This is a genomic window from Mycolicibacterium parafortuitum (assembly GCF_010725485.1).
Taxonomy (GTDB): domain Bacteria; phylum Actinomycetota; class Actinomycetes; order Mycobacteriales; family Mycobacteriaceae; genus Mycobacterium.
In genome coordinates, this window is the sequence record NZ_AP022598.1 from 2,851,046 (window position 1) to 2,876,944 (window position 25,899).

Consider the following 25,899-nt stretch of genomic DNA (forward strand, 5'->3'; position numbering starts at 1 on the left):
ACCCTACTGCGCGACTCGTGTTGCTGGGTCCGAATTCGTTGATATACGGTTCTCCGCGTCCTCGCGTGTGTAACCTCAGCGGAACCCAGACTGGGTCCAGGCCGGTTGTGGGAGGACCCATGACGGTGAGGTGCAACGTAGGAGGGACCCCTCAATGGTCGCTTCCGGCGTGATCGCCAAACCCGTGCGCGCGTTCGGCGGCTTCTTCTCGATGGCGCTGGACACCTTCGTCGCGATGGGCAAACCACCGTTCGCGTGGCGCGAGTTCATCAGTCAGTCCTGGTTCGTCGCTCGCGTGTCGATCGTGCCGACGCTGATGCTGACGATCCCGTACACGGTGCTGCTGACGTTCACGTTCAACATCCTGCTCACCGAGTTCGGCGCAGCCGACTTCTCCGGTACCGGTGCGGCGTTGGGCACCGTGCGCCAGATCGGCCCGATCGTCACGGTGCTGGTTGTCGCCGGCGCGGGCGCCACGGCGATGTGCGCCGACCTGGGTGCGCGCACCATCCGCGAGGAACTCGACGCGCTGCGGGTGATGGGCGTCAATCCCATTCAGGCCCTGGTTGTTCCGCGAGTCCTCGCCGCGACACTGGTGTCGCTGGCGTTGTCGGCGACGGTGATCCTGGTGGGCCTGGCGGGCGCCTACTTCTTCTGCGTGTACATCCAGAACGTCTCCCCGGGTGCGTTCGCGGCCGGGCTGACGCTGATCATCGGTGCCACCGACGTGATCATCGCGTTGGTCAAGGCCGCGCTATTCGGGCTGTCGGCGGGCATGATCGCCTGCTACAAGGGCATTTCCGTCGGCGGCGGGCCCGCCGGCGTCGGCAACGCGGTGAACGAGACCGTGGTGTTCACCTTCATGGCGCTGTTCGCGATCAACATCGTCGCCACGGCCGTCGCGGTGAAGGTGACGATGTGACGGTCTCTCGCCCGCACTCTCAATTCCCCTGGCTCAAGGGCAAGTTCCGGGCCGTCGCGGACCCCTGGAATCAGATCGGCGTGCAGACCAAGTTCTACGGCCGCACGCTGCGCTCCATCGTCATCGCCGTCACCCGGTACCGCATCGAGCTGATCCGCCAGATCGCCCAGATGGGTCTCGGCGCCGGCGCGCTGATCGTGATCGGCGGCACCGTCGCGATCGTCGGGTTCCTGACGGTCACCACCGGCGCGCTGGTCGCGGTGCAGGGTTACACCGATTTCGCCGAGATCGGTGTCGAGGCGCTGACCGGCTTCGCGTCGGCGTTCTTCAACGTCCGCCTGATCGCCCCTGCCACAACGGCTGTCGCGCTGGCCGCGACCATCGGCGCCGGCGCCACCGCCCAGCTCGGGGCGATGCGGATCAACGAGGAGATCGACGCCCTCGAGGTGATGGGCATCCGCAGCATCGCCTACCTCGCCTCGACCCGGGTGGTCGCCGGTCTTCTCGTGGTGATTCCGCTGTATTGCGTCGGTGTGCTCGCGTCGTTCTGGGCGGCGCGCTTCGGTACGACCGTGATCTACGGACAGTCGACCGGTGTGTACGACCACTATTTCCGGACGTTCCTGAACCCGACCGACCTGGTGTGGTCGTTCGCGCAGTGCATCATGCTGGCCGTGGTGATCATGCTGGTGCACACCTACTACGGCTTCAGCGCGCGTGGCGGCCCGGCCGGGGTCGGGGAGGCCGTGGGCCGCGCAGTGCGCACCTCGTTGATCCTGTCCGCATTCGTGCTGGTGATGATCTCGCTGGCGGTGTACGGACAGTCCGGCAACTTCAACCTGGCGGGCTGAGCGGTGGACGACGAGGGCCTCAAACCCGGTTGGTGGACCCTGATCTTGGTCGTGTTGTTCGCGATCGCGATCTTCGTGACGTACGCGCTGTTCACCGGCTCGCTGAAATCGACTGTGCCGGTGACGTTGACGTCCGACCGTGCCGGGCTGGTGATGGAGACCAACGCGAAGGTCAAGCTGCGCGGGGTGCAGGTGGGCCGGGTCTCCGACATCGCGGTGACCGGTCAGCAGGACCCGACCGTCGCGCTGCAACTGGAGATCGACCCCGACCAGGTGCAGTACATCCCCGCCAACGTCGAAGCGCAGATCAGGGCCACCACGATCTTCGGCGCCAAGTTCGTCGACCTGGTCTTCCCGGAGGATCCCAGCAACCGGCCCCTCGAAGCCGGGCAGGTGCTGCGCTCACGCAACGTCACCACCGAGGTGAACACCGTCTTCCAGAACCTGGTCGCGGTGCTCGACCAGGTCGACGCCGCGAAGCTGAACAGCACACTGTCGGCGCTGGCCGACGGTGTCCGCGGTCAGGGCGAGCGCATCGGCCGCGCCACCACCGACGCCAACGAGGTTCTGCTCGCGCTGAATCCGCGCAACGAGACCATCCGCGACGACCTGCGGGCGCTGACCGACTTCAACGAGACCTACAGTGCCGCGGCGCAGGACATCCTGACCACCCTCGACGCGGCGAGCACCACCAGCGCCACCGTCGTCAACCAGGCCAAGGAGCTCGACGCGCTGCTGCTGGCGACGATCGGGCTGTCCAACAGCGGAATCAACCTGTTGGCCCCCAACCAGGCCACCCTGATCAAGGCGATCAACACGCTGGCGCCGACGACGAACCTGCTCTACAAGTACAACCCGTCCTACACGTGCCTGCTCCTGGGCGCCAAGCACCTGCTCGACGAGGGCGGCTACGAGGCACCCGGAGGCAACGGCCGCACCCTGGTCCTCGACACCGGTCTGTCGTTCGGCGATGACCCGTACCACTATCCGCAGCACCTGCCGATCATCGGCGCCAAGGGCGGTCCCGGCGGCAAGCCCGGGTGTGGTTCGCTGCCCGAGGTCGCGAAGAACTGGCCGGTGCGGAACCTGGTGACCAACACCGGGTTCGGAAGTGGTCTGGACTGGCGGCCGAATCCGGGCATCGCGTTCCCGACCTACGCCAACTACCTGCCGGTGACGCGCGCGGTGCCGGAGCCGCCGAGCGTGCGCAACCTGTTCGGCGGACCGGCGATCGGACCGGTGCCGTACCCGGGCGCACCGGCCTACGGAGCCCAGCTGTACGCGCCCGACGGCACGCCGCTGTGGCCGGGTCTGCCGCCCGCGCCGCCGCCCGGCGCACCGCGTGATCCCGGTCCGCGCCCGGGTTCGGAACCGTTCGTGGTCCCGCACCCGTCGCAGATGCAGCCGACGGCCGTGCCGTACCCGAACGTGGTACCCCCCGTCCCCGCCCAGCCCGGCCCGCCCCGCTAGTTCCCGCCCCGGCCAGACCCGAGAAGCGCAGAGAGGTAACCGATGTCAGTCAGTATCCGGCGAGACGCGACGCGTCTCGGGGTGTTCCTGGCTGTCTGCCTGCTCGGGGTGTTCGGCCTGTTCGCGGTGTTCGGCCAGATGCGCTTCGGTGAGAAGACCCAGCAGTACCGCGCCGAGTTCGTCAACGTGACCGGGCTGGAGACCAACGACTTCGTCCGCATCGCCGGGGTCGAGGTCGGCAAGGTCGAGAACGTCGAGATCCAGCCCGACACCACGGCTCTGGTCGAGTTCACCGCCGACGCCTCGGTGGTCCTCACCGAGGGCAGCCGCGCGGTGATCCGTTACGACGACCTGATCGGTGGGCGCTACCTCGCGCTCGAAGAGGGGGCCGGCGGTACCCAGCGGCTGCAGCCCGGTGACACGATCCCGCAGGCCAGGACGTCACCCGCGCTCGACCTCGACGCGCTGATCGGCGGGTTCCGGCCGCTGTTCCGCGCGCTGGACCCGGATCAGATCAATGCGCTGTCAGGGCAGCTGATCACCGCACTGCAGGGCCAGGGCGGCACCATCAACTCGTTCCTGGCCCAGACCGCGGCGCTGACCAGCACCCTGGCCGACCGTGACCAGCTGATCGGAGAGGTGATCGTCAACCTCAACACGGTACTGGGCTCACTCGGCGACCAGAGTGACCAGTTCGGCAAAGCCGTCGACTCGCTGTCGCAGCTGGTCGAGGGGTTGTCCGAACGCAGGCAGGAGATCAGCGACGGGCTGGCCTACACGAACGCCGCCGCAGGCAGCATCGCCGACTTCCTCACCGAGGCCCGCCCGCCGCTGAAGAAGACGATCGACGAAACCGACCGTGCCGCAGGCATCGTCGTCGCCGACCACGAGTACTTCGACAACCTGATCAACACGCTGCCGGACGCCTACCAGGTGCTGGCGCGCCAGGGTATCTACGGTGACTTCTTCAGCTTCTATCTGTGCGACATCGTGCTCAAGCTCAACGGCAAGGGGGGCCAGCCGGTCTACGTGAAGGTCGCCGGCCAGTCCAGCGGGAGGTGCGCGCCGCGATGAGGCCCTTCAGTGAACGCAACCAGTTCGTCATCGGTGCTGTCGGCGTCGGGATCACCGCCGCCATCGTGCTGGGCGCGGTGAACTACGACAAGATCCCGCTGTTCGATCCGGGCCGCGAGTACACCGCGCACTTCGCCGAGGCCGGCGGACTGACCACCGATGCGGCGGTTCAGGTTTCGGGATTCAAGGTGGGCCAGGTCAAGTCGATCGAGTTGGACGGCCCGCAGGTACTGGTCACGTTCACCGTCGACAAGGACATCCGCCTCGGCGACCGCACCGAGGCGGCGATCAAGACCAAGGGCCTGCTCGGCACCAAGATCCTCGAGGTCGTCGCGCGCGGCGAGGGCCGTCAGGACGGCACCATCCCGCTCGCGCGCACCACGTCGCCGTACCAGCTCCCCGATGCGCTCGGTGAGCTGTCGGCGACCATCAGCGGCCTTGACACCGACCAGCTTTCGGAGTCGCTGCGAGTGCTCTCGGCGACGTTCGCCGACACCCCGCCGCAGCTCAAGATCGCGGTCGAGGGTGTCGCGCGGTTCTCCGACACCCTCAATCAGCGTGACGCACAGCTTCGTGGCCTGCTGGCCAACGCGAACAAGGCCACCACCGTGCTCGCCGAACGCAGCGATCAGGTGGTCAGCCTCGTCTCGAACACCAATGCGCTGCTGGCCGAACTGCAGAACCAGAGCGCGGCGGTGGACCAGATCTCCGGCAACATCTCCGCGCTGAGCCAACAACTGCAGGGTTTCATCGGCGAGAACCGCACCACCATGAAACCCGCGCTGGACAAGCTCAACGGGGTGCTGACCATCCTCGACAACCGCAAGGAGCGGTTGCAGAAGTCGCTGAGCCTGCTCAACGACTACTCGATGTCGCTGGGTGAATCGGTGTCGGCGGGGCCGTTCTTCAAGACCTATGTGGCCAACCTGCTGCCCGGTCAGTTCCTGCAACCGTTCATCGACGTCGCGTTCTCCGATCTCGGTCTGGACCCGAATGTCCTTCTGCCGTCGGAGCGCAGCGATCCGCAGGTCGGCCAGGCAGGTACCCCGGCGATGCCGGTGCCGTTCCCGCGCACCGGTCAGGGCGGCGAGCCGCGGATGACCATCCCGGATGCGATCACCGGTAACCCCGGCGACGCGGGTTGTGGCCCGCCCGGCATCCCGCTGCCCGGCCCGACGGGCTGCTACCCGTACCGCGAGCCGCTGCCGGCACCGCCGCCCGGCGGACCGCCACCCGGCCCGCCCGCTGTCGCGCCGCCGGGGCTGGCGTCGGTGCCCACCCCGGACACCGGACTGTTGGTGCCCGCGCCCGGCGAAGCGCCGCCACTGGTGCCCGTCCCCGGGGAGGGCCCGCGATGAGGAATCCCCGTACCTGGGTCGGCCTCGTGCTGGTCGCGCTGCTCGTGGCCGGCGTCGCGATGGTGGTGAGAACGACTGACAAGGTCAATCGGGTCAACGTCGTCGCGTACTTCGAGAACAGCAACGGCATCTACGTCGGCGACGACGTCCGCATCCTCGGGGTGCCGGTCGGCCGGATCACCTCGATCGAACCCGAACCCGAACAGGTCAAGATCTCGTTCTGGTACGACGCCCGCTACGACGTGCCCGCCGACGCGGCCGCCGCGATCCTGTCGCCCGCGCTGGTCACGGCCCGCGCGATCCAGCTCACGCCGGTCTACACCGGCGGGCCGGTGATGGCTGACAACACGGTGATCCCGTTGCAGCGCACCGTCGTTCCGGTCGAATGGGATCAGGTGCGCGCACAGCTGGAGCGGCTCAGCGAGACACTGCAGCCGACCGAACCCGGTGACGTCAGCCCGCTGGGCTCGGTGATCAACACCACCGCCGAGAACCTGCGCGGTCAGGGCGCCAGCATCCGCGAGACCGTCGTCAAACTGTCGCAGGCGTTCTCGGCGCTCGGCGACCACAGCACCGACGTGTTCTCGACGATCAAGAACCTGGCGATCCTGGTGTCGGCGCTTCAGGACAGCACCGATCTGATGCGCCGCCTGAACCAGAACCTCGCCTCGGTGACCGGGCTGCTCACCGACGGGCCCGACGAGGTCGCCAACGCGATCCGCGACCTCAACGACGCTGTCGTGCAGGTGCAGGGCTTCGTCTCGGAGAACCGCGAAGCGCTCGGCACCACCTCGGAGAAGCTGGCCGGCGTAACCACGGCGCTCAACGAGAGCCTGGAAGACATCAAGCAGTTCCTGCATGTCGCCCCCACCACGTTCCAGAACTACGTGAACATCTGGCAGCCCGCCCAGGGCGCGATCAGCAGCGTGCCGCAGATCAACAACTTCGCCAACCCGATCCAATTCCTTTGCGGCGCGGTGCAAGCCGCGTCCCGGCTGGGCGCAGAGGAGTCGGCGAAGCTGTGCGTGCAGTACCTGGCGCCGATCATCAAGAACAGGCAGTACAACTTCCCGCCCCTGGGGCTGAACCAGCTCGTCGGCGCCACCACTCGGCCCAATGAGCTGACCTACAGCGAGGATTGGCTGCGCCCCGATTACATCCCGCCGGCCGAGGCCGCCCCCGCGCCCGCCCCGGTGGCGGATCCGGCGACGCTTCCGCCCGGTCAGGGACCGTTGATGCTCGACGCCCCGGCAGGCGCCGCGGAGATGCCGGTCACGACCGATCCGAGCCACGGTCTCGCGGGCATCATGGTGCCGGGAGGCGGGTCATGACCGTCCCAAGAGCAGGCGCGGGGGCTCTGGCCCTGTCGCTGGTGGTCGCCGTCGCAGCGTCCGGATGTGGTTGGCGCGGGCTGAATTCCGTGCCACTGCCGGGCACCCAGGGCCACGGCCCCGGCTCGTTCACCATTCAGGCGCAGATGCCCGACGTCGACAACGTCGAGCAGAACTCGCGAGTGCGCGTCGGTGACGTCAACGTGGGCACCGTCAGCAGGATCGAACGCCAGGGCTGGAACGCGCTGGTGACGATCACGCTCGACGGTGACGTGAACCTGCCCGCCAACGCGACCGCGAAGGTCGGTCAGACCAGCCTGCTGGGTTCGCAGCACATCGAGTTGGCCGCACCCGCCGGCGAGGCGCCACGGGGCCGCCTCGCCGAGGGCGACGTGATCCCGCTGGCGTCCTCGGGTGCGTATCCGAGTACCGAGCAGGCGCTGGCCGCGGTGGCGCTGCTGCTCAACGGCGGCGGGCTCGGCAACATCCAGGACATCACCGATGCGCTGTCGACCGCGTTCGCCGGCCGTGAGAACGACCTGCGCAGCCTGATCGAACAGCTCGACATCGCCGTCGGCCACCTCGAGGATCAGACCGACGACATCATCGCCACCTCGGAGAGCCTCAACAATCTGGTCGGGCAGATCGCCGAGCAGAAACCCGTGGTGGACAAGGCGCTCAAGACGATCCCGGATGCGCTGGCGGTGCTGCGCGATCAGCGCGACACCCTGTCGGAGGCGCTGGTGCAGCTGGGCCGGTTCAGTGCCCTGGCCGCCGATTCGGTGAACCAGACCCGTGACGCGCTGGTCCAGGAGCTCAAGGACCTCGGACCGGTGCTGCAGTCGCTGGCCGACGCCGGACCCGCGCTGACCCGCGCGCTGAGTTTCCTTCCGACGTTCCCGTTCCCGAAGGAGACGCTGACCAACTGGATGCGCGGCGACTACGCCAACCTGACATTGGTCGTCGACCTGACGCTGAGCCGCATCGATCAGGGTTTCTTCACCGGAACCCGGTTCGAGTGCAACCTGACATGGCTGGAGCTGCAGTGGGGCCGCACCATCGGGCAGACGCCGAGCCCGTGCAACCACAACGTCCCGCCGCCGGGCGGAAACCCGTTGGTGGCGCCGTACCGCTGGGATCAGGGGCGCTGACATGAGGTTGACCAGACAGATGCTGATCCAGCTCGCGATCTTCACGGTGCTGGCCGTATCCGCCGTCGCCATCATGGTTTTCGGCTACATGCGGGTACCGGAGATGGTCGGGATCGGCCAGTACAAGGTGACCCTGGAGCTGCCCGAGACCGGTGGGCTCTACGAGCGCAGCAACGTGACCTACCGCGGGTCCCAGGTCGGGATCGTCGAACGGGTGGGTCTGACCGAGCGTGGCGTGGCCGCCGAGCTGTCACTGAACTCCGACGTGGCGATCCCGGCCGATCTGATCGCGTCGGTGCGCAGCCAGTCCGCGGTGGGGGAGCAGTTCGTCGAACTGGTACCGCAGAGCGGCGCCGGGCCCGAGTTGCGCAACGGTGACGTGATCCCGCGGGACCGGGCGCGGGTGCCCGCCGACGTCAACACCGTGCTGGAGCTGACCAACGAAGGCCTGCAGGCGATTCCGCAGGACAACCTCAGGACCGTCGTCGACGAGGCCTACGAGGCCGTCGGGGGTCTCGGTCCGGAACTGCGCCGCCTGGTCAACGGGTCCACTCAGCTGGCGATCGACGCCAGGGAGAACCTCGACTCGCTGACCACGGTGATCGACCAGTCCCGCCCGGTGCTCGATTCGCAGACCGAGACCTCGGGGTCGATCCAGGCGTGGGCGTCGAACCTCGCCGACATCACCACCCAGCTGGAGAACCAGGACAGCGCGGTGTCGGGCATCCTGCGCAACGGCCCCGGCGCGGCCGAGGAGACCAGGGCGCTGTTCGACGATCTGGCGCCGACACTGCCGATCGTGCTGGCCAACCTGGTCAGCGTCGGTGAGGTCGCCGTCGCCTACCAGCCCAACCTGGAGCAGCTGCTCGTGCTGCTGCCGCAGGGCACCGCGGTGACCCAGGCGGTCGGCGTCGCCAAGAGCGGCACCAAGCAGGACTACATGGGCGACTATCTCGTCTTCAACCTGAACCTGAACGTGCCGCCGCCGTGCACCACGGGCTTCCTGCCCGCCCAGCAGCAGCGCGCGCCCACGTTCGAAGACGCACCCGACCGGCCCAAGGGTGACCTGTACTGCCGGGTGCCTCAGGACAGCGCGTTCAACGTCCGTGGCGCGCGCAACATCCCGTGCGCGACGGTGCCCGGCAAACGCGCGCCGAGTGCGGCGATGTGCGAGAGCAACGAGGTCTACGTCCCGCTGAACGAGGGCTACAACTGGAAGGGCGACCCGAACGCTACGCTGTCCGGGCAAGCCGTCCCGCAGTTGCGACCAGGGCAACAACCAGAGGCGGCTCCACCGCCGGGACCGGCCCAGCCGCCTATCGCGGCCGCCGAATATGATCCCGCAGACGGCACGTACGTCGGTCCGGACGGGCGGGTGTACACCCAGTCCAACCTGGCCGGAAGTGCCAAAGAGGAGCAGACATGGCAGACGATGTTGCTGCCCCCGAAGGGGAACTGACCGAGGTCACCGAGACCGCCGACGACGACGAGACCCCCGAGGTCGCCGAGGCCGACGAGACTGCCGAGCCGGCTGCCCCGCGGTGGCCGCACGTCAAGCTCGCGCTGGTCGCGGGCCTCGTCGGGGTGCTCGCGCTGACCGCTCTGACCGGATGGCTCGGCTACCGGACCTACGAGTCGAGCCGCGCCGAACAGCAGCGCAACCTGTTCCTGCAGGTGGGCCGCCAGGGCGCGCTGAACCTGACGACGATCAGCTTCGAGAGCGCCGAGGCCGATGTGCAGCGCATTCTGGATTCGGCGACCGGCACGTTCTACGACGACTTCCAGCAACGCGCCGAGCCGTTCGTCGAGGTGGTCAAGCAGGCGCAGTCCAAATCCGAGGGCACCATCGCCGAGGCCGGCCTGGAGTCCGCGAACGACGACGAGGGGCGGGTTCTGGTCGCGGTCACGGTGCGCACGACCAACGCCGGTGCCCCCGAGCAGGCACCCAGGGCCTGGCGTATGCGGCTGACGGTGCAGGAGATCGACGGTGAAGCCAAGGTGTCGAAAGTGGAGTTCGTCCCGTGACCGATGACGTGAAGAACGACGAGACCCCGGCGCAGGAGACCAAGGCCGTCGAGCTTGAGGTGTCGGCCGCGGTCGAGGAGACCCAAGCCCCCGAGGAGACCGAAGCCGCCGAGGACACCGAAGCCCCGGCGCTCAAGTCCAAGCGTGGCATCGAGTGGTCGCGAGTAATCGCGTTCGTCGTGCTGCCCGCGCTGGCACTGGTGCTGGCCGCCGGCGCGGGATATCTGAAGTATCTCGACGACTCCAACCGGGCCGGGGTCGTCACGGTCCCGGTCGAGGGCAGCCCGTCGCCCGCGGAATCCGCGGTGCAGGCCGCACGCGACGGCACGATCGCGCTGCTGTCCTACGCCCCGGCCACCGTCGAGGAACAGCTCAACGCCGCCCGCGAGCTGCTGACCGGCGAGTTCCGCGACTCGTACACGTCACTGACCAACGACGTGGTGATCCCCGGTGCCAAGGAGAAGCAGATCGCGGCGGTCGCCTCGGTGCCCGCCGCGGCCTCGGTCTCGGTGTCGCCGGAGGAAGCCGTGGTGCTGCTGTTCGTGAACCAGACGGTGACGGTCGGGGCCGGAGCACCGACCGATACCGCCTCGAGCGTGCGGGTCACGCTGGAAAAGGACGGCGACCGCTGGCTGATCTCCAAGTTCGACCCGGTGTAATCCGCCGGCTCGCCCCGGTCGACGCCCAGACGTTCTGGCTGTCCGCCGCGATCCCGGACGACCAGTTCCTGGTGTACGCGTTCGACGGTCGCGCGGATGACCTGGACGCGGCGTTGGCCGAGGTCATGGACCGGGCCAGGGCATGCCCCGAGCTCGGCCTGCGGATCGTCGACACCGGCTTCTGGAGCTATCCGGAGTGGGCGCGCCGCGACGTCGGCGCCGAGCAGACCGTCGTACACGACATCCCCGACGCGAACTGGGACGGTTGCCTGGCCGCCGTCGCGGCGATGGTCGACGAGCAACTCGACGCCCGGGAGATGACCTGGCGGTTGCACGTGTTTCCCGGGGTCGCCGCAATCCCCGGTGCCACCGGGGACGGGGCCGTGGTGGTCGTGCAGATGTGCCACTCCTTCGGCGACGGCATCCGGGCCTCGGCGCTGGCGGCCTACCTGCTCGGCCGAGACGGCGACCTGCCGGTCCCGCAACGGCGGCGGATCAGGTCGTGGGCGTTGCCCTGGCACGCGGTACGCGCGGCCCGCGCCCATCACCGGCTCGTCCGTGACACCGCGGCGGGACTGGTGCCCGCACAGGCGGATTCCCGGCCCGTGCTGCAGAGCAACGCCGGGCCCGGCGGGGATCGTCACCTGCGGACGGTGATCTGTACCAGGGAGCGGCTGAGCCGTCCGACCGTCACCGTCGGGGCGCTGACCGCGATCTCGGCGGCGCTGGCCGGGCATCTGCGAGCCCTCGGAGACGATCCGACACAGCTGGGCGCCGAGGTGCCGATGGCGAAAACCGGTCCACGGCAGGCGAACAACCATTTCGGCAACGTGGCCATCGGTCTCTATCCGGACGACGAGCCCGTCCGCCGCGCCGAGCGGATCGCCGCGGATCTGCGTCAGCGCCGCCGCAGAGCCGCGCACCCCGCGATGCGCGCGGAGGAGGTGGCCGCGGCCGCGGTGCCCGCACCGCTTCTGCGCTGGGGTGTGGCGCAATTCGATCCTCAGGTGCGCTCGCACGAGGTCACCGGCAACACGGTGGTGTCCAGCGTGAACCGCGGCGCGAAGGACCTCCGGTTCGGGGGCGCAGGCGTGCTGGCGACCGCAGGCTTCCCGGCGCTGTCCCCGATGATGGGGGTCACCCACGGCGTGCACGGCATCGGCGACACCGTCGCGGTCAGCGTGCACGCGGCGGACTCGGCGATCGCCGACATCGACGCCTACGTCGAGCGCCTGGAGCGGCAACTGCGCTGACCCGGTCCGGCGACGGCCGCGACGGTGTTATACAGAGCCGTGTCGTATAGAGCAGTGGCCAATCCGTACCTGGAAGGTGCCAACGCCCCGCTGCCGGCGGAGTACACGCTGACCGAGCTGGAGGTCAGCGGGACGATCCCGGACCACCTCGACGGGCGCTATCTGCGCAACGGGCCGAATCCGATCGGCGAGATCGACCCCGAGCTCTATCACTGGTTCGTCGGTGACGGCATGGTGCACGGCATCCGGCTGCGCGACGGACGGGCCGAGTGGTACCGCAACCGCTGGGTGCGCGGACCGCAGGCCGCCCGATTACTCGGTGAGCCCCCGCCGCGCGGGCATCGGGGCGTCGCGTCCGTCGGCGCGAACACAAACGTGATCGGCCATGCCGGAAAAACATTGGCGCTCATCGAAGCCGGGGTGACGAACTACGAGCTGACCGACGAGCTCGACACCGTCGGCGCCTGCGATTTCGACGGCACGCTCACCGGCGGGTACACCGCCCATCCCAAACGCGATCCCGAGACGGGCGAGCTGCACGCGATCTCGTATCAGGTGATGGGCCGAAACACCGTGCAGTACTCGGTGATCGGGGTCGACGGGCGGGCACGGCGCACGGTCGACATCGAGGTCACGGGTGCTCCGATGATGCACGACTTCTCGCTGACCGAGCGCTATGTGGTGATCTACGACCTGCCGGTGACCTTCGACGTGCGTCGTGCGGTCGAGACGAGCGTTCCGCGCGGACTGCGGCTGCCCGCGCGACTTGTGTTGTCCGCGTTGCTCGGCCGCATCCGGATTCCCGACCCGATCGCCGCCCGCAAGTCCGACACCAGTGTGTCCGACCACAGCTTCCCGTACTCGTGGAACCCGCGGTACCCGGCCCGGGTCGGGGTGATGCCGCGCGAGGGCGGCAACGCCGACGTCCGCTGGTTCGACGTCGAACCGTGCTACGTCTTCCACCCGATGAACGCCTACGACTCGCCGATCGACGACACCGTCGTGCTCGACGTGGTCCGGCATCCGAAGATGTTCGCCACCGAGTTCCACGGGCCGAACGAGGGCCCGCCGACCCTGGACCGCTGGACGATCGACCTGGCCGACAGCAAGGTGCGCGAGACCCGCATCGACGACCGGGGCCAGGAGTTCCCCCGGGTCGACGAGCGGCTCGTCGGGAAACGGCACCGGTACGGGTATGCGCCTCAGGTCACCGGCGGCGCCGAGGCCAGCGATGTGCTGCTCAAGCACGATTTCCTGGGCCAGGGATCGGCGAGCCGGGCGTTCGGTGCCGGAAAGGTCGTGGGGGAGTTCGTGTTCGCACCGTCGTCAGCCGACGCCGCCGAGGACGACGGGGTCTTGATGGGTTACGTGTACGACCGCGCTATCGACCGCAGCGAGTTGGCGATCCTCGATGCCGCCACTCTGGAGGACGTGGCACGGGTCAAACTGCCCCACCGCGTGCCCGCCGGCTTCCACGGAAACTGGGTTCCCGCGGGGTGAAGGGGTGGGCAGTAGCGTGACAGATGTTCTAAGTTTTGTTACATGACTGCCTACGATGTCGGACTCCTGATCCTGCGTGTGGTCCTCGGGCTCACCATGGCCGCGCACGGCTACAACAAGTTCTTCGGCAAGGGCGGACTCAAGGGCACCGCCGGCTGGTTCGACAGCATGGGCATGAAGCCCGGCATGTTCCACGCCCGGGTGGCGGCCACCACCGAGATGGCGGCAGGCATCGGCCTGGCGGTCGGGCTGCTGACCCCGATCCCGGCGGCGGGCTTCGTGGCGCTGATGCTGGTCGCGGCGTGGACGGTGCACAAGCCGAACGGCTTCTTCATCGTCAAGGAGGGCTGGGAGTACAACCTGGTGCTCGCCGCCTCGGCCGTCGCCATCGCGGCGACGGGTGCGGGCCAACTCAGCCTCGACCACCTGCTGTTCAGTGGCTCGGCGTTGTACGACTACCTGCACGGCTGGTGGGGTCTGCTGATCGCCGCGGTGCTCGGGCTGGCCGGCGGCATCGGCCAGTTGGCGATCTTCTACCGCCCGCCCGCCAAGACCGGGGCCTAGTCGACCCGCGAGCGGACGCGAACTCGCACGAATCGCGGCGCAATCACGCGATTTTGTGTCTGTTCGGCGAAGGAGAATTGGAACACGTTCTAGTCTGAACGCATGGGGTTTCTCAAGCAGGACGCACCCGTCGTCGACTACGCGGAATGGAGCAAGGGGACCAGGGCCGAGCGCATCGTCCCGATGGCCAGGCACTGGGCCGAGGTGGGTTTCGGCACCCCGGTGGTCCTGCACCTGTTCTACGTGCTGAAGATCCTGCTCTACGTGCTCTTCGCGTGGCTGATCGTGCTGAGCACCGCCGGGATCGACGGGTTCACCGACGTGGCCGCCTGGTACCACGAGCCGATCGTGTACCAGAAGGTGGTCTTCTACACGATGCTCTTCGAGGTCGTCGGCCTCGGCTGCGGGTTCGGCCCGCTCAACAACCGGTTCTTCCCGCCGATGGGATCGGTGCTGTACTGGTTGCGGCCCAAGACGATCCGACTGCCCCCATGGCCGAACCGGGTGCCGCTGACCGCGGGGGACACCCGCACCCCGGTCGACATCGTGCTCTACGCGGCGCTGCTCGTGGTGCTCGTGATCGCGCTGTTTTCGGATGGCACCGGCCCGATCCCCGAGATCGGCTCCGAGGTCGGGGTGCTGCCGGTCTGGCAGACCGCGACGATCATCGGCCTGCTCGTGGTCGCCGGGCTGCGCGACAAGGTCATCTTCCTGGCCGCCCGTGGCGAGGTCTACGGCTCGCTGGCGGTGTGCTTCCTGTTCACCGGCGCCGACATCATCATCGCCGCCAAGCTTGTGTGCCTGGTGATCTGGCTCGGGGCGGCGACCTCGAAGCTCAACAAGCACTTCCCGTTCGTCATCTCCACGATGATGAGCAACAACCCCGTCATCCGGCCCCGGTCGATCAAGCGGAAGTTCTTCGAACGCTTCCCCGACGACCTGCGGCCCGGGCGCGCGTCGCGGTTCCTGGCCCACTTCAGCACGGCCGTCGAAGGTCTGGTGCCGCTGGTGCTGTTCTTCTCGCACGGCGGCTGGGCCACCGCGATCGCGGCCGTCGTGATGCTGATCTTCCACTTCGGCATCCTGTCGGCGATCCCGATGGGTGTGCCGCTGGAGTGGAACGTCTTCATGATGTTCAGCGTCGTCGCGCTGTTCGTCGGCAATGCGGGCATCGGCCTGGGCGACCTGCAGAGCCCGTGGCCGATCGTGTTGTTCCTCGCGGTCGCGGGCACCGTGGTGCTCGGAAACCTGTTCCCGCGCAAGGTCTCGTTTCTGCCTGGTATGCGCTACTACGCCGGCAACTGGGACACCACGTTGTGGTGTGTCAAACCGTCGGCGTCGGAGAAGATCACCGACGGCATCGTCGCGATCGCCAGCATGCCCGCCGCGCAGATGGAGAAGTACTACGGCAGCAAGGAAACCGCGGAGATGTACCAGTACATGGGGTACGCCTTCCGGTCTTTCAACACCCACGGCCGCGCGATGTTCACCCTCGCGCACCGCTTGATGGCCGACGGCAACGAGGACGACTACGTGCTCACCGACGGCGAACGGATCTGCTCCACGGCGATCGGCTGGAACTTCGGCGACGGCCACATGCACAACGAACAGTTGATCGCCGCACTGCAGAAGCGGTGCCGATTCGAACCCGGCGAGGTGCGGGTGCTGATTCTCGACGCGCAGCCGATCCACAAGCAGCGCCAGGAGTATCGCCTGGTCGATGCCGCGACCGGCGAGTTCGAGCGCGGCTACGTGATGGTCGCCGACATGGTGACCCGGCAGCCCTGGGACGACACCGTGCCGGTGCACGCCACCTGGCGGAAGGGCGGCTAGCCCATCACATCCCGGACGGGCACGCTCTCCAGGCCGGTGAGCAGCAGTTCGCGTGTCTTGTCGAGGTGCTTGCGCCAGTGGGTCTCGGCGCCGTCGGCGTCTCCGGCCCGCAGGTACTGCATGAGCCTGCGGTAGGACCGCAGCAGCGTCTCGTAGTCCGCCTTGGACACCGGCCTGCGTTCGTTGAACACGAAAGCCGTGTGCCTGACCGTGATCTCGTGCAGCATGCCCGCGATGATGCTCAGCGTCGCATTGCCCGACAGCTGCACCACCCGCAGGTGGAACGCGCCGGTGGTCTCGGCCAGCCGCGGCGACTGGAAGTCGTCGGTGACGAGCTGCTCGAGCATCGTCTCGAGCTCGTCGAAGGCTGCGGCCGAACCGGTTTCGGCCAGCAACCGGGCCGCCATCGGTTCGATCGCGGACTTCGCGGTCAACAGGTCGGCGATCGTGGCGCCGGAGAGTTCCAGCAGCAGCCCGGCCGGGCGGGCGACCACCTCGGGACCCGGGACGCGCACCCGCGCACCCGTACGCGATCCGCGGCGCACCTCGACCAGCCGCTCCGATTCGAGCACCCGGACCGCTTCGCGCAACGTCGGTCGGCTGACCCCGAAGTGGGCCATCAGCTCGGCCTCGTTCGGCAGGAAGTCGCCGTCTTTGAGCTGACCCTCGACCACCATCCGGCGCAGCGTCCCGGCGACGAGCTCGGCGGTCTTCGGCGAGCGCACGGCCGTGCGGGATGCGATGGCGTCGGGGCCGATCATCGGCGCAAGGGGCGTCTCGCGAGCCATGGCACCTCCTTCGACGGTCGACCTAAGCTGTGCAACTCAGTAAACCATGTGAGTCGGCAAGTGCCCGATTTGCCAGGCGACGAGTTCTCGCCGCGGCCGAGCGCGCCGCCGGAGGCCGCTCACCGGTGGTGTGACGGTGCGTGAGTACACCCACCAACCAGTAGGTTGACCTAGTAAACCTTGTTCGTTTACTTTCGTGGCAAGACCCCGTGAGAAGAAGGAGTATCACCATGGCTGAAGCCGTCATCGTCGAGGCTGTCCGGTCACCAGTCGGTAAGCGCAACGGCGCACTGTCGGGCATCCACCCGGCAGAGCTGTCGGCTCAGGTGCTCAACGGCCTGGTGGAGCGCGCCGGGGTCGACCCCGCACTCGTCGACGATGTGATCTGGGGCTGTGTGATGCAGGCCGGCGAGCAGGCCCTCGACATCGCCCGCACCGCCGTGCTGTCGGCCGGCTGGCCCGAGACCGTCCCCGGTGTGACCGTGGACCGCCAGTGCGGTTCCAGCCAGCAGTCGCTGCACTTCGCCGTCGCCGGTGTGGTGGCCGGACACTACGACGTCGTCGTCGCCGGTGGCGTCGAGTCGATGTCGCGGACCCCGATGGGCTCGTCGCTGGCCAACGGCGGCAACCCGTACGGAGAGTCGTTCAAGGCGCGCTATGACAAGACTCCGAACCAGGGCATCGGCGCCGAGATGATCGCCGAGCAGTGGGGCTTCAGCCGTACCCAGCTCGACGAGTTCTCGCTGCGCTCGCATGAGAAGGCCGCTGCCGCACAGGATTCCGGCGCGTTCAAGGATCAGATCGTCGGCATCAAGACCAAGGACGCCGACGGCAACGACACCGTTGTGCTCGAAGACGGCGGCATCCGCCGCGGCGGATCCGTGGAGTCGATGGCCAAGATCAAGCCCGCGTTCCGGGAGGACGGCGTGATCCACGCCGGTAACTCCAGCCAGATCTCCGACGGCTCGGCCGCGCTGCTGATCATGTCGGCGGAGAAGGCCAAGGATCTCGGCCTCAAGCCGCTGGCCAAGGTGCACACCGCGGTGCTCGCGGGCGCCGACCCGGTCATCATGCTCACCGCGCCGATCCCGGCCACCCAGAAGGCGCTGGCCAAGTCCGGCCTGTCCGTCGACCAGATCGGCGTGTTCGAGGTCAACGAGGCGTTCGCGCCGGTTCCGATGGCCTGGCTCAAGGACATCGGCGCCGACGAGGCCAAGCTGAACCCCAACGGCGGTGCGATCGCACTCGGCCACCCGCTCGGTGGTTCGGGCGCACGCATCCTGACCACGCTGCTGTATCACATGCGCGACAACAACATTCAGTATGGCCTGCAGACCATGTGCGAGGGTGGCGGCCAGGCCAACGCGACCATCCTGGAGCTCCTGTGACCGAAACCGCAGTGCAGCCCGGCGCTCTCACCGAGCGTCGCGGCAACGTCCTCATCATCACGATCAACCGGCCCGAGGCCCGCAACGCCGTCAACCAGGCGGTGTCCATCGGCGTGGGTGACGCGTTGCAGGCCGCGCAGGACGATCCGGAGATCCGCGCGGTCATCCTGACCGGCGCCGGCGACAAATCCTTCTGTGCCGGTGCGGATCTCAAGGCGATCTCACGCGGCGAGAATCTGTTCCACCCGGAGCATTCGGAATGGGGCTTCGCCGGTTACGTGCGGCACTTCATCGACAAGCCGACCATCGCCGCGGTCAACGGCACCGCCCTGGGCGGCGGCACCGAGCTGGCGCTGGCCAGCGATCTGGTGGTGGCCGAGGAGCGTGCGAAGTTCGGCCTGCCGGAGGTCAAGCGCGGTCTGATCGCCGGTGCCGGTGGCGTGTTCCGCATTGTGCAGCAGCTGCCGCAGAAGGTCGCTCTCGAGCTCATCTACACCGGTGAACCGCTGTCCTCGGCGGATGCGCTCAAGTGGGGCCTGATCAACAAGGTGGTGCCGGACGGCACCGTCCTGGACGCGGCACTGGAGCTCGCCGAGCGTATTGCGGTCAACGCGCCGTTGGCCGTTCGTTCCAGCAAGCGGGTGTCCTACGGCGCGATCGACGGCATGGTCGCCGCCGACGAACCGTTCTGGAAGCAGACCTTCAGCGAGTTCTCGACGCTGCTGAAGACCGAGGACGCCATGGAAGGGCCACTGGCCTTCGCGCAGAAGCGCGAGCCGGTCTGGAAAGCCAAGTAGGCACGGTAAGCCAAGTGAGGAATCAAGCATGAAGCGCACCATCTATGACGCCGAGCACGAGGCGTTCCGCGAGACCGTCAAGGAGTACATCGAGCGTGAGCTCGTGCCGAACTCCGAGAAGTGGGAAACCGAGCGCATCGTCGACCGGTCGGCCTACACGGCGGCGGGCAAGTACGGGCTCATCGGCTTCAACATGCCCGAGGAGTTCGGCGGCGGCGGAACCGAGGACTTCCGGTTCAACGCGATCATCGACGAGGAGATCGCCAAGTCCGGCGTGCACGGCCCGGCCCTGAGCCTGCACAACGACGTCGTCGGCCCGTACTTCAAGGACCTGGCCAACGACGAGCAGAAGAAGCGCTGGATGCCGGGCATCACCAGCGGCGAGCTGATCATCGCGATCGCGATGACCGAGCCCGGCGCGGGCAGCGACCTGGCGGGCATCCGCACCTCGGCGGTCCGCGACGGTGACGACTGGATCATCAACGGCTCCAAGACGTTCATCTCGTCGGGCATCAACTGCGACCTGTGCGTCGTGGTCGCCCGCACCGACCCCGAAGCCGGCCACAAGGGCTTCACGCTGTTCGTGGTCGAGCGCGGCATGGAGGGCTTCACCCGCGGTCGCAAGCTCGACAAGATGGGCCTGCACAGCCAGGACACCTCGGAGCTGCACTTCGAGAATGTCCGCGTGCCCAATGCGAACCTGCTCGGCAAGGAGGGTCGCGGGTTCTACCACCTGATGACCAACCTGCCCTCGGAGCGGCTGTCGATCGCGATCTCGGCGATCGCCGGTGCGCGTGCGGTGTTCGACGAGACGCTGCAGTACTGCAAGGACCGCAAGGCGTTCGGCCAGCCCATCGGCAGCTTCCAGCACAACCGCTTCCTGCTCGCCGAGATGGAGACCGAGCTCGAGGTCACCGAGAACTACATCGACCGCTGCCTGCAGGGTGTGGTCGACGGTGAGCTGACCGCGGTCGAGGCCGCCAAGGCCAAGTGGTGGGCGACCGAGACCGCCAAGAAGGTCGTCGACCAGTGCGTGCAGCTGCACGGCGGCTACGGCTACATGCTCGAATACCGCGTCGCGCGGGCCTATGTGGACGGTCGCATCCAGACGATCTTCGGTGGCACCACCGAGATCATGAAGGAGATCATCGGCCGCGAGCTCGGCGTGTAACCACGCCGACCAGACACAAAATCGCCCCCTTTCACTCGAAAGGGGGCGATTTTGTGTCTGCTCGCGAGCGGGAGGTCAGCCGACCGGTGCCTCGGCGGCCGGGGACAGCGGCGTCGTCTGCGCCGGCGCCTCGGTCGTCTCGGTCGCCTCGGCCGGTCCGGGAGCCGGCTCGGTGGTCTCCGTGCTGCTGGTGCTCGTCGGCGTGATCGGGGCCGGCGCCTGCGCCGGGTTGAGCACCTTGTCGACGATGTAGATCCGTGCGTTCTGCGCCTGGATGCCGCCGCAGACGACCTCGGCGGTCTCGTTGACCTGGATGTCGCCGCCGGAACCGGTCACCTCGATCTCGGTGCCCTCCTGCGTCGGGCGCTGGCCCTTGACGTCGTCGGGGCCGAGCAGGCCGAGGAACGCGTGGTAGTACAGCAGCGACGTCAGCGCGGCCGGATCGGTGCGCAGCATTTCGAGCTGATCGGCGGGCAGCTCCGCGAACGCCTCATCGGTCGGCGCGAAGATCACGTACGGCCCGTTGTCGAGAACGCTCGCGATGTTGACGGCCGGGTTGAACTGGCCGGAGACCGCCGAATTGAAGGTCGAGATGGTCGGGATCTGCGCCAGCGCGCCGCTGATCGGCAGGTTGGCCAGCCCCTTCCAGGTGGGCAGTGCTTCCTTGAACGCGCCGCATTCCGGCCCCTGTGGATCCGGGACCTCGGCGACCGTCGTGGTCGGCTCGGCGTAGGCGTTGACGGCGAGCGGCACGGACAGTGCGATGGCGGCGGCGCTGAGTGCGACGCCGACGGCCTTGCTTCGGCGGGTCTTCACGGTGAGCTCCTTACATCTGTCAAGTCGCCTGGAATGGTATGTGCCCGAAATGGTCACGGCCAAGTCCACCGACGCGGCCGCGGGCCCGCTTGCGGCCGCAAACACCGCGCTGAACAGCGACTTCGCTACTGGGCGCGGATGGTGCAGAGATGTTCCGAAAGTCCCCACAGCGCCAGCGCGCGGGACTCGTTTACGGCGTACGGCGCCGCCTGGGCGACCTTGCAGTCGGACAGGTACAGCGCGCCCCGCCCGTCGAGCTCGTCGCTGACCGCGGCCCACACCTGGGTGGCCGCGCCGTACTCGGGAGTCGTGAACTGCTTGCGGAAGTCGGTGGCCGGCCGCTCCGGGTTCCGGCTCGCGGTCGAGGCGTTCAGCGCGGCGAAGTCGTCGTTGGTCATGTGCCGGGCCAGGGACGTCGCGACGATCCCGGGGTGCACCGCGAACGCGCGCACGCTGCTGTCGCGCAGGCGCCGGTCGAGTTCGACCGCGTGCAGCACGTTGGCGGTCTTCGACGCACCGTAGGCGGCGAACTTGTCGTACTCGCGGCTCTCCCAGTTGGGGTCCTCGAAGTCGATGTCACTGATGCGGTGCCCCTCCGACGACAGGTTCACCACCCGGGCGCCGTCGGCGGCGACCAACGCCGGGAACAGCAGACGGGTCAGCTCGAAATGCCCCAGATGGTTTGTGCCGAACTGGATCTCGAAGCCTTCGACGGTTCTGCCGAACGGCGTGAACATGACACCCGCGTTGTTCATCAGCACGTGCACCGCCGGGGTCAGCTCACTGATCTGCTCGGCCGCCGACGCGACGCTCGACAGCGACGTCAGATCGAGGTGCACCTGCGAGAGCCGGGCGTCGCCGACTTCGGCGCGCACCCACGCCTCGGTGTCCGCGAGCGCCTCGGCGTTGCGGGCCGCCAGGATCACGTGCGCGCCCGTGCGGGCGAGTGCTCGAGCCGATTCGCGGCCGAGACCTGACGAGGCACCGGTGATGACGCAGGTCTTGCCGCTGAGGTCGACTCCGTCGACGATGTCGAGCGCGGTGGGGTCAGACGTCGTTGTCACGTCCGAAGGATTGCACGTCGCGCGCCGCCGTGGGGAAACCGCCCCCGTCCTACGATGGCGCCTATGGCCGAGCCCCTGATCCTGTCCCTGGCGGGACACACCCCCGACCTGCACCCCGACAGCTGGGTCGCCCCCAACGCGACCGTGATCGGTCAGGTGATCCTCGGCGCGGGCGCGAGCGCGTGGTACGGCGCGATCCTGCGCGCCGAGGTCGAGCCGATCGACATCGGCGCCGGCACCAACATCCAGGACAACGTCACCATCCACGTCGACCCGGGCTTTCCGGCCCGGATCGGCGCCGGCGTGTCGGTCGGGCACAACGCGGTGCTGCACGGATGCACCGTCGAGGACGACTCGCTGATCGGGATGGGCGCCGTGGTGCTCAACGGAGCGGTGATCGGGGCGGGCTCGCTGATCGCCGCCGGGGCGGTGGTGCCCCAGGGCGCGGTGATACCGCCCGGCTCGATGGTCGCCGGCGTGCCCGGCAAGGTCCGCAGGCAGCTCGGCGACGACGAGATCGCCGGCATCCGCACCAACGCGACGCTCTATCAGGAGCTCGTCAAGGTGCATCGTGACGCAGCCAACTCCTGACCCGGGTTCTGATCCGGTGACCGCGGGTACAGCCCTACGGTGAACACCGTCCGCACCCTGGTCACCGGCGCGACCGGCTACATCGGTTCGCGCCTCGTCACCGAGCTCCTGCAGGACGGCCACCAGGTGGTCGCCGCGAGCCGCGATCCGGCTCGGCTGGCCGAGTTCGGCTGGTACGACGAGGTTTCGGCGGTCGCGCTCGACGCCCATGACGAGATGTCGGTCCAGCAGGCGTTCACCGAGGCGGGTCCTGTCGACGTGGTGTACTACCTCGTCCACGGCATCGGACAGCCCGGGTTCCGGGAGGCGGACAACCGCGCCGCGGCCAACGTCGCCGCGGCCGCGAAGGCTGCCGGTGTGCGGCGCATCGTCTATCTGGGCGGCTTCGTCCCCGACGACGACTCGCTGTCGGAGCACCTGACCAGCCGCGCGGAGGTCGCCGCGGCGCTGACCGTCGACGGCGGTCCCGACGTCGTGTGGCTCGGCGCGGCCATCGTGATCGGCGCCGGCTCCACGTCGTTCGAGATGCTGCGCTATGTCGCCGACCGATTCCTGTTGCTGCCCATGCCCGAATGGTCGGTCAACCCGATCGACCCGATCGCGGTCAGCGACGTGCTGCACTATCTGGTCGCCGCGGCCGACCCCAAGGTGCCGGCCGGGGCCTACGACATCCGGGGCCCCGAGACCACCACCTACGGCGACCTGTTGCGGACCTACGCACGCATCGCGGGGATCTGGCGGGCACCGGTCGCGGTCTACGGCATCGACACGTCGATGGTGTCGAAGGTGACCGGGCTGGTTCTGCCGGTTCCCGGTGGGCTGGCCGCCGACCTGGTGGAGTCACTCGACTTCCCGATGATCGCGTCGGCGAGCGGATTGTCGGCATTCGTGCCCGATCCGCCGGACGGGCTGGTCGGAGTCGAGGACGCGATCCGCCGCGCGGTCGGCAGCGCACCTCGCCGGCCGGTCAACGAACTGCTCGACCCGCACCACCTGGCCGACACCGATCCGGGCTGGGCCGGTGGCGACGTGTCGCGGCTGCGGCAACTCGCGAGCGCGGTGACTCCGCCGCTCGTGCACCCGATGCTGGGACTGCTGGCCTTCGTGCCCCGGCCGTTCGCCGCGGCGGTACGCACCGGGTTGGACACGGTGCTGGGGATGGTGCCCAAGGTGATCCCGGCGTGAGCGCGCCGACGAGCTGGGCCGGCGAGCTGCGCAAGATCGCCGCCACGAAAGCGCCTCCGTACAACGAGCCGCCGTCGGTGATCGGCAGGCGCAAGGTGATCGTGTCGGTGGTGGTGCTCGTCGGCGCCGCACTGCTCGGTTACTCGCTGAGCAGGCCGCCGGGGGACGAGACCTTCATCTGGCTGACTCTCGCGCTGGCCGGCGTGTGGGCCGCCGGCGCCTTCCTGTCGGGCCCGCTGCACATGGGCTACGTCTGCTTCCGCGGGCGCAACCAGCGTCCCGTCATCACCGGCACCCTGATCGGCATCGCGCTCGGCGCGGTTTTCGTCCTCGGCGCCCTGGTGGTTCGGGAAATTCCCGCCGTGAACGACTACGTCCGTGAGGTGCTGCAGTATTCGAACGCAGGCCCGCTCTACCTGATCGTGTTCATCACCGTGATCAACGGGGTGGCCGAGGAGATGTTCTTCCGTGGCGCGGTCTACACCGCGCTGCTCAAACACCATCCGATCATCTTGTCCACCGCGCTGTACGTCGTCGCCACCGCGGCGACCACCGGCAACCCGATGCTGGGCTTCGCCGCGATCATCCTCGGCACCGTCTGCGCGCTGCTGCGGCGCGCCACCGGGGGAGTGCTCGCGCCGATGCTGACCCACTTCTTCTGGGGTCTGGTCATGGTGCTCGCACTTCCCCCGATGTTCGGGGTCTAACGCAGCGGGTGCGCGACCTCGTCGCGGTGCATCCGCGCCGCCCAGATCGCGACCAGGGCCAGCACCACCGGCACCACGCCCGCGGCCAGGAAGATCGCCTGCATCGACACCACTTTCGACAGCGGGCCGACGATCGCGAACGACACCGGCATGAAGGCCAGCGAGACGAAGAAGTCCAGGCTCGACACCCGGCCCAGCATCTGCGGCGGCACCCGCCGCTGGAGCAGTGTGGACCAGATGACCATCCCGGCGCCGTCGGTCAGCCCGACGATGAACGACGCGAGCGCCATCACCGCGAACGACGACGTCATGCCCAGCGCGATCAGCGGAATCGAGCCGGCGCCCCAGCACACCAGCATCGTGGTCAGGTAGCGCCGCGGCATCCGTCGCGACGACACCCCGAGGGCGCCGAGCGCGCTGCCCAATCCGAAGAAGGCCAGCACGAATCCGTAGGTCTGCTCGCCGTGCTCGAACCGGTCCTGCACGACGAACGGCAACAGCACCTCGATCGGCCCGAGCACGACGAGCACGAACACACTGGCGAACAGCAGCGTCCACAACAACCACGGCGTCTTCACCATGAATGCGAAGCCGTCTTTGAGATCCCGTACCAGTTGCGGCCGATCACCGGCGATCGCAACGGGTTTCGTCGGTAACCGGGTTGCGAGCAGCAAGAGTAGGCCGACCCCGAACAGTGCCGCGACCATCGACGCACCCAGCGCCGGGAACGTCGCACCGATCACCAGGCCGGCGACTGCGGGTCCGACCGCGCGCTGGAACACCGGGCGCACCACGCCCTCGACCCCGTTGGCCGCCAGCAGTTGCTCGGCGGGCAGGATCCTCGGCAGGATCGCGCTGTAGGCCGGGAAGAAGAACGCCGCCGCGACGCCGAGCGCGCCTGCGGCCAGCGCCATGTGCCAGATCTGCAGCGCGCCAAGGAATCCGAGGACGGCGACAGCGGTCGCGACGGCGGTGTTGACCGCCTCGACGACGATGATGATCGCGCGCAGGCTCAGCCGGTCAGCTGCCAGACCGCCGACGAGCACGAACGCGACCAGACCCGCCGCCAGGCAGGTGGCCACCAGCGACAGTGCGGTGGGATCGTTGGTGAGCTCGATGACCTGCAATGCCATCACCACGGCCCACATGCCCTCGGCGAAGATCGACAGCGATACCGCGGCGATCAACAGGCGGTACTCGCGAAACCGGAACGGTGCGAGCACGCGCCACCGGCCGGAGATCACCGGCTGCTGGATGTCGAACTGCGTGCTCACCTATCGATGGTGGCCGATTCACCTCACGCGGGTCGAATGATTTTCTGCCGACCCACGGGCGAATGTGGGGGTTGTGCACGCCGAACCGCGGATTCGCGTACACAGGGCCCACAGTCGTGAGCCGTCC

Annotated in this window: 24 protein-coding genes; 20 read left to right on the plus strand and 4 right to left on the minus strand. The window is 68.2% G+C overall.

Annotation, left to right across the window (positions count from 1 at the left end):
• Window positions 1-154 precede the first annotated feature (154 nt).
• The 14 genes from NTM_RS13775 (at window position 155) to NTM_RS13840 (ending at window position 15,991) form a co-directional block, all read left to right on the plus strand.
• The gene (locus NTM_RS13775) at window positions 155-922 is read left to right on the plus strand and encodes an MlaE family ABC transporter permease (RefSeq protein WP_104863982.1); all 768 of its coding nucleotides are present in this window, start codon (window positions 155-157) and stop codon (window positions 920-922) included.
• Complete coding sequence (locus tag NTM_RS13780) at window positions 919-1,773, plus strand: ABC transporter permease (RefSeq protein WP_163766618.1); 855 nt, start codon at window positions 919-921, stop codon at window positions 1,771-1,773. Before NTM_RS13775 ends, NTM_RS13780 begins: the two co-directional genes overlap by 4 nt.
• Window positions 1,774-1,776: 3 nt before the next feature.
• Window positions 1,777-3,243, plus strand: a complete 1,467-nt coding sequence (locus NTM_RS13785) for an MCE family protein (protein WP_163766619.1) — start codon at window positions 1,777-1,779, stop codon at window positions 3,241-3,243.
• A gap of 42 nt (window positions 3,244-3,285) precedes the next feature.
• Entirely contained in the window at window positions 3,286-4,317 is a 1,032-nt protein-coding gene (locus tag NTM_RS13790) for a virulence factor Mce family protein (RefSeq protein ID WP_163766620.1), read from the plus strand.
• Window positions 4,314-5,675: an MCE family protein gene (locus NTM_RS13795; protein WP_104864221.1), complete on the plus strand. Its 1,362-nt coding sequence runs from the start codon at window positions 4,314-4,316 to the stop codon at window positions 5,673-5,675. The genes NTM_RS13790 and NTM_RS13795 overlap by 4 nt, the downstream gene beginning before the upstream one ends.
• Window positions 5,672-7,006 (plus strand): MCE family protein, encoded by a 1,335-nt coding sequence (locus NTM_RS13800; RefSeq protein WP_163766621.1) that lies wholly within the window; start codon window positions 5,672-5,674, stop codon window positions 7,004-7,006. Before NTM_RS13795 ends, NTM_RS13800 begins: the two co-directional genes overlap by 4 nt.
• Window positions 7,003-8,157, plus strand: coding sequence for an MCE family protein (locus tag NTM_RS13805; RefSeq protein WP_104863977.1), 1,155 nt, complete (start codon window positions 7,003-7,005; stop codon window positions 8,155-8,157). Before NTM_RS13800 ends, NTM_RS13805 begins: the two co-directional genes overlap by 4 nt.
• Before the next feature lies 1 nt (window position 8,158).
• Window positions 8,159-9,616: an MCE family protein gene (locus NTM_RS13810; RefSeq protein ID WP_163766622.1), complete on the plus strand. Its 1,458-nt coding sequence runs from the start codon at window positions 8,159-8,161 to the stop codon at window positions 9,614-9,616.
• The gene (locus tag NTM_RS13815) at window positions 9,580-10,182 is read left to right on the plus strand and encodes an Rv1363c family protein (RefSeq protein WP_163766623.1); all 603 of its coding nucleotides are present in this window, start codon (window positions 9,580-9,582) and stop codon (window positions 10,180-10,182) included. The genes NTM_RS13810 and NTM_RS13815 overlap by 37 nt, the downstream gene beginning before the upstream one ends.
• Entirely contained in the window at window positions 10,179-10,841 is a 663-nt protein-coding gene (locus tag NTM_RS13820; RefSeq protein WP_163766624.1) for an Rv1363c family protein, read from the plus strand. Before NTM_RS13815 ends, NTM_RS13820 begins: the two co-directional genes overlap by 4 nt.
• 71 nt (window positions 10,842-10,912) lie before the next feature.
• Window positions 10,913-12,094, plus strand: coding sequence for a WS/DGAT domain-containing protein (locus tag NTM_RS13825; protein ID WP_232079706.1), 1,182 nt, complete (start codon window positions 10,913-10,915; stop codon window positions 12,092-12,094).
• A gap of 54 nt (window positions 12,095-12,148) precedes the next feature.
• Window positions 12,149-13,594, plus strand: coding sequence for a carotenoid oxygenase family protein (locus NTM_RS13830; protein WP_163766625.1), 1,446 nt, complete (start codon window positions 12,149-12,151; stop codon window positions 13,592-13,594).
• A 42-nt stretch (window positions 13,595-13,636) separates the two neighbouring features.
• Window positions 13,637-14,158, plus strand: a complete 522-nt coding sequence (locus NTM_RS13835) for a DoxX family protein (protein ID WP_104863972.1) — start codon at window positions 13,637-13,639, stop codon at window positions 14,156-14,158.
• Window positions 14,159-14,260: 102 nt separating this feature from the next.
• Window positions 14,261-15,991, plus strand: coding sequence for a DUF3556 domain-containing protein (locus NTM_RS13840; protein ID WP_163766626.1), 1,731 nt, complete (start codon window positions 14,261-14,263; stop codon window positions 15,989-15,991).
• Here the strand turns inward: NTM_RS13840 and NTM_RS13845 are convergent.
• A complete protein-coding gene (locus NTM_RS13845; RefSeq protein WP_163766627.1) occupies window positions 15,988-16,779 on the minus strand; it encodes a FadR/GntR family transcriptional regulator in 792 nt (263 codons plus the stop codon). The genes NTM_RS13840 and NTM_RS13845 overlap by 4 nt on opposite strands.
• 230 nt (window positions 16,780-17,009) lie before the next feature.
• On the opposite strand from NTM_RS13845, the gene NTM_RS13850 reads away from it, so the two are divergent.
• From NTM_RS13850 to NTM_RS13860, 3 genes are read left to right on the plus strand one after another with little or no spacing between them, the layout of a single operon-like run.
• A complete protein-coding gene (locus NTM_RS13850) occupies window positions 17,010-18,167 on the plus strand; it encodes a thiolase family protein (protein WP_104863969.1) in 1,158 nt (385 codons plus the stop codon).
• Window positions 18,164-18,964, plus strand: a complete 801-nt coding sequence (locus NTM_RS13855; protein WP_163766628.1) for a crotonase/enoyl-CoA hydratase family protein — start codon at window positions 18,164-18,166, stop codon at window positions 18,962-18,964. Before NTM_RS13850 ends, NTM_RS13855 begins: the two co-directional genes overlap by 4 nt.
• Window positions 18,965-18,992: 28 nt before the next feature.
• Window positions 18,993-20,135 carry an acyl-CoA dehydrogenase family protein gene (locus NTM_RS13860; protein ID WP_104863967.1) on the plus strand — a complete coding sequence of 381 codons (1,143 nt, stop codon included), beginning with the start codon at window positions 18,993-18,995 and terminating at the stop codon, window positions 20,133-20,135.
• A gap of 75 nt (window positions 20,136-20,210) precedes the next feature.
• Here NTM_RS13860 and NTM_RS13865 read toward each other — a convergent pair whose 3' ends face one another.
• Both NTM_RS13865 and NTM_RS13870 read right to left on the minus strand, forming a co-directional pair.
• The gene (locus NTM_RS13865; RefSeq protein ID WP_104863966.1) at window positions 20,211-20,951 is read right to left on the minus strand and encodes a fasciclin domain-containing protein; all 741 of its coding nucleotides are present in this window, start codon (window positions 20,949-20,951) and stop codon (window positions 20,211-20,213) included.
• A gap of 125 nt (window positions 20,952-21,076) precedes the next feature.
• Window positions 21,077-22,015 (minus strand): SDR family NAD(P)-dependent oxidoreductase, encoded by a 939-nt coding sequence (locus NTM_RS13870; RefSeq protein ID WP_163766629.1) that lies wholly within the window; start codon window positions 22,013-22,015, stop codon window positions 21,077-21,079.
• Between the two features lie 63 nt (window positions 22,016-22,078).
• Here NTM_RS13870 and NTM_RS13875 point away from each other — a divergent pair, with 63 nt between their 5' ends.
• Genes NTM_RS13875 through NTM_RS13885 form a run of 3 tightly spaced genes read left to right on the plus strand, consistent with a single transcriptional unit; the run spans window position 22,079 to window position 24,498 of the window.
• Complete coding sequence (locus tag NTM_RS13875) at window positions 22,079-22,606, plus strand: gamma carbonic anhydrase family protein (protein ID WP_104863964.1); 528 nt, start codon at window positions 22,079-22,081, stop codon at window positions 22,604-22,606.
• Between the two features lie 39 nt (window positions 22,607-22,645).
• Window positions 22,646-23,791, plus strand: a complete 1,146-nt coding sequence (locus NTM_RS13880) for an NAD(P)H-binding protein (protein ID WP_163766630.1) — start codon at window positions 22,646-22,648, stop codon at window positions 23,789-23,791.
• On the plus strand, window positions 23,788-24,498 hold the full coding sequence (locus NTM_RS13885) for a CPBP family intramembrane glutamic endopeptidase (protein ID WP_104863962.1): 711 nt from the start codon (window positions 23,788-23,790) through the stop codon (window positions 24,496-24,498). Before NTM_RS13880 ends, NTM_RS13885 begins: the two co-directional genes overlap by 4 nt.
• Here NTM_RS13885 and tet(V) read toward each other — a convergent pair.
• Complete coding sequence (tet(V), locus tag NTM_RS13890) at window positions 24,495-25,754, minus strand: tetracycline efflux MFS transporter Tet(V) (RefSeq protein ID WP_232079926.1); 1,260 nt, start codon at window positions 25,752-25,754, stop codon at window positions 24,495-24,497. The two genes, NTM_RS13885 and tet(V), sit on opposite strands and share 4 nt — an antisense overlap.
• Window positions 25,755-25,899: the final 145 nt, after the last annotated feature.

Coding starts and splice junctions, on each gene's coding strand:
- NTM_RS13775 (WP_104863982.1), top strand. CDS start 155: ATGGTCGCTTCCGGCGTGATCGCCAAACCCGTGCGCGCGTTCGGCGGC.
- NTM_RS13790 (WP_163766620.1), top strand. CDS start 3,286: ATGTCAGTCAGTATCCGGCGAGACGCGACGCGTCTCGGGGTGTTCCTG.
- NTM_RS13795 (WP_104864221.1), top strand. CDS start 4,314: ATGAGGCCCTTCAGTGAACGCAACCAGTTCGTCATCGGTGCTGTCGGC.
- NTM_RS13800 (WP_163766621.1), top strand. CDS start 5,672: ATGAGGAATCCCCGTACCTGGGTCGGCCTCGTGCTGGTCGCGCTGCTC.
- NTM_RS13805 (WP_104863977.1), top strand. CDS start 7,003: ATGACCGTCCCAAGAGCAGGCGCGGGGGCTCTGGCCCTGTCGCTGGTG.
- NTM_RS13810 (WP_163766622.1), top strand. CDS start 8,159: ATGAGGTTGACCAGACAGATGCTGATCCAGCTCGCGATCTTCACGGTG.
- NTM_RS13815 (WP_163766623.1), top strand. CDS start 9,580: ATGGCAGACGATGTTGCTGCCCCCGAAGGGGAACTGACCGAGGTCACC.
- NTM_RS13835 (WP_104863972.1), top strand. CDS start 13,637: ATGACTGCCTACGATGTCGGACTCCTGATCCTGCGTGTGGTCCTCGGG.
- NTM_RS13840 (WP_163766626.1), top strand. CDS start 14,261: ATGGGGTTTCTCAAGCAGGACGCACCCGTCGTCGACTACGCGGAATGG.
- NTM_RS13845 (WP_163766627.1), bottom strand. CDS start 16,779: ATGGCTCGCGAGACGCCCCTTGCGCCGATGATCGGCCCCGACGCCATC.
- NTM_RS13850 (WP_104863969.1), top strand. CDS start 17,010: ATGGCTGAAGCCGTCATCGTCGAGGCTGTCCGGTCACCAGTCGGTAAG.
- NTM_RS13860 (WP_104863967.1), top strand. CDS start 18,993: ATGAAGCGCACCATCTATGACGCCGAGCACGAGGCGTTCCGCGAGACC.
- NTM_RS13875 (WP_104863964.1), top strand. CDS start 22,079: ATGGCCGAGCCCCTGATCCTGTCCCTGGCGGGACACACCCCCGACCTG.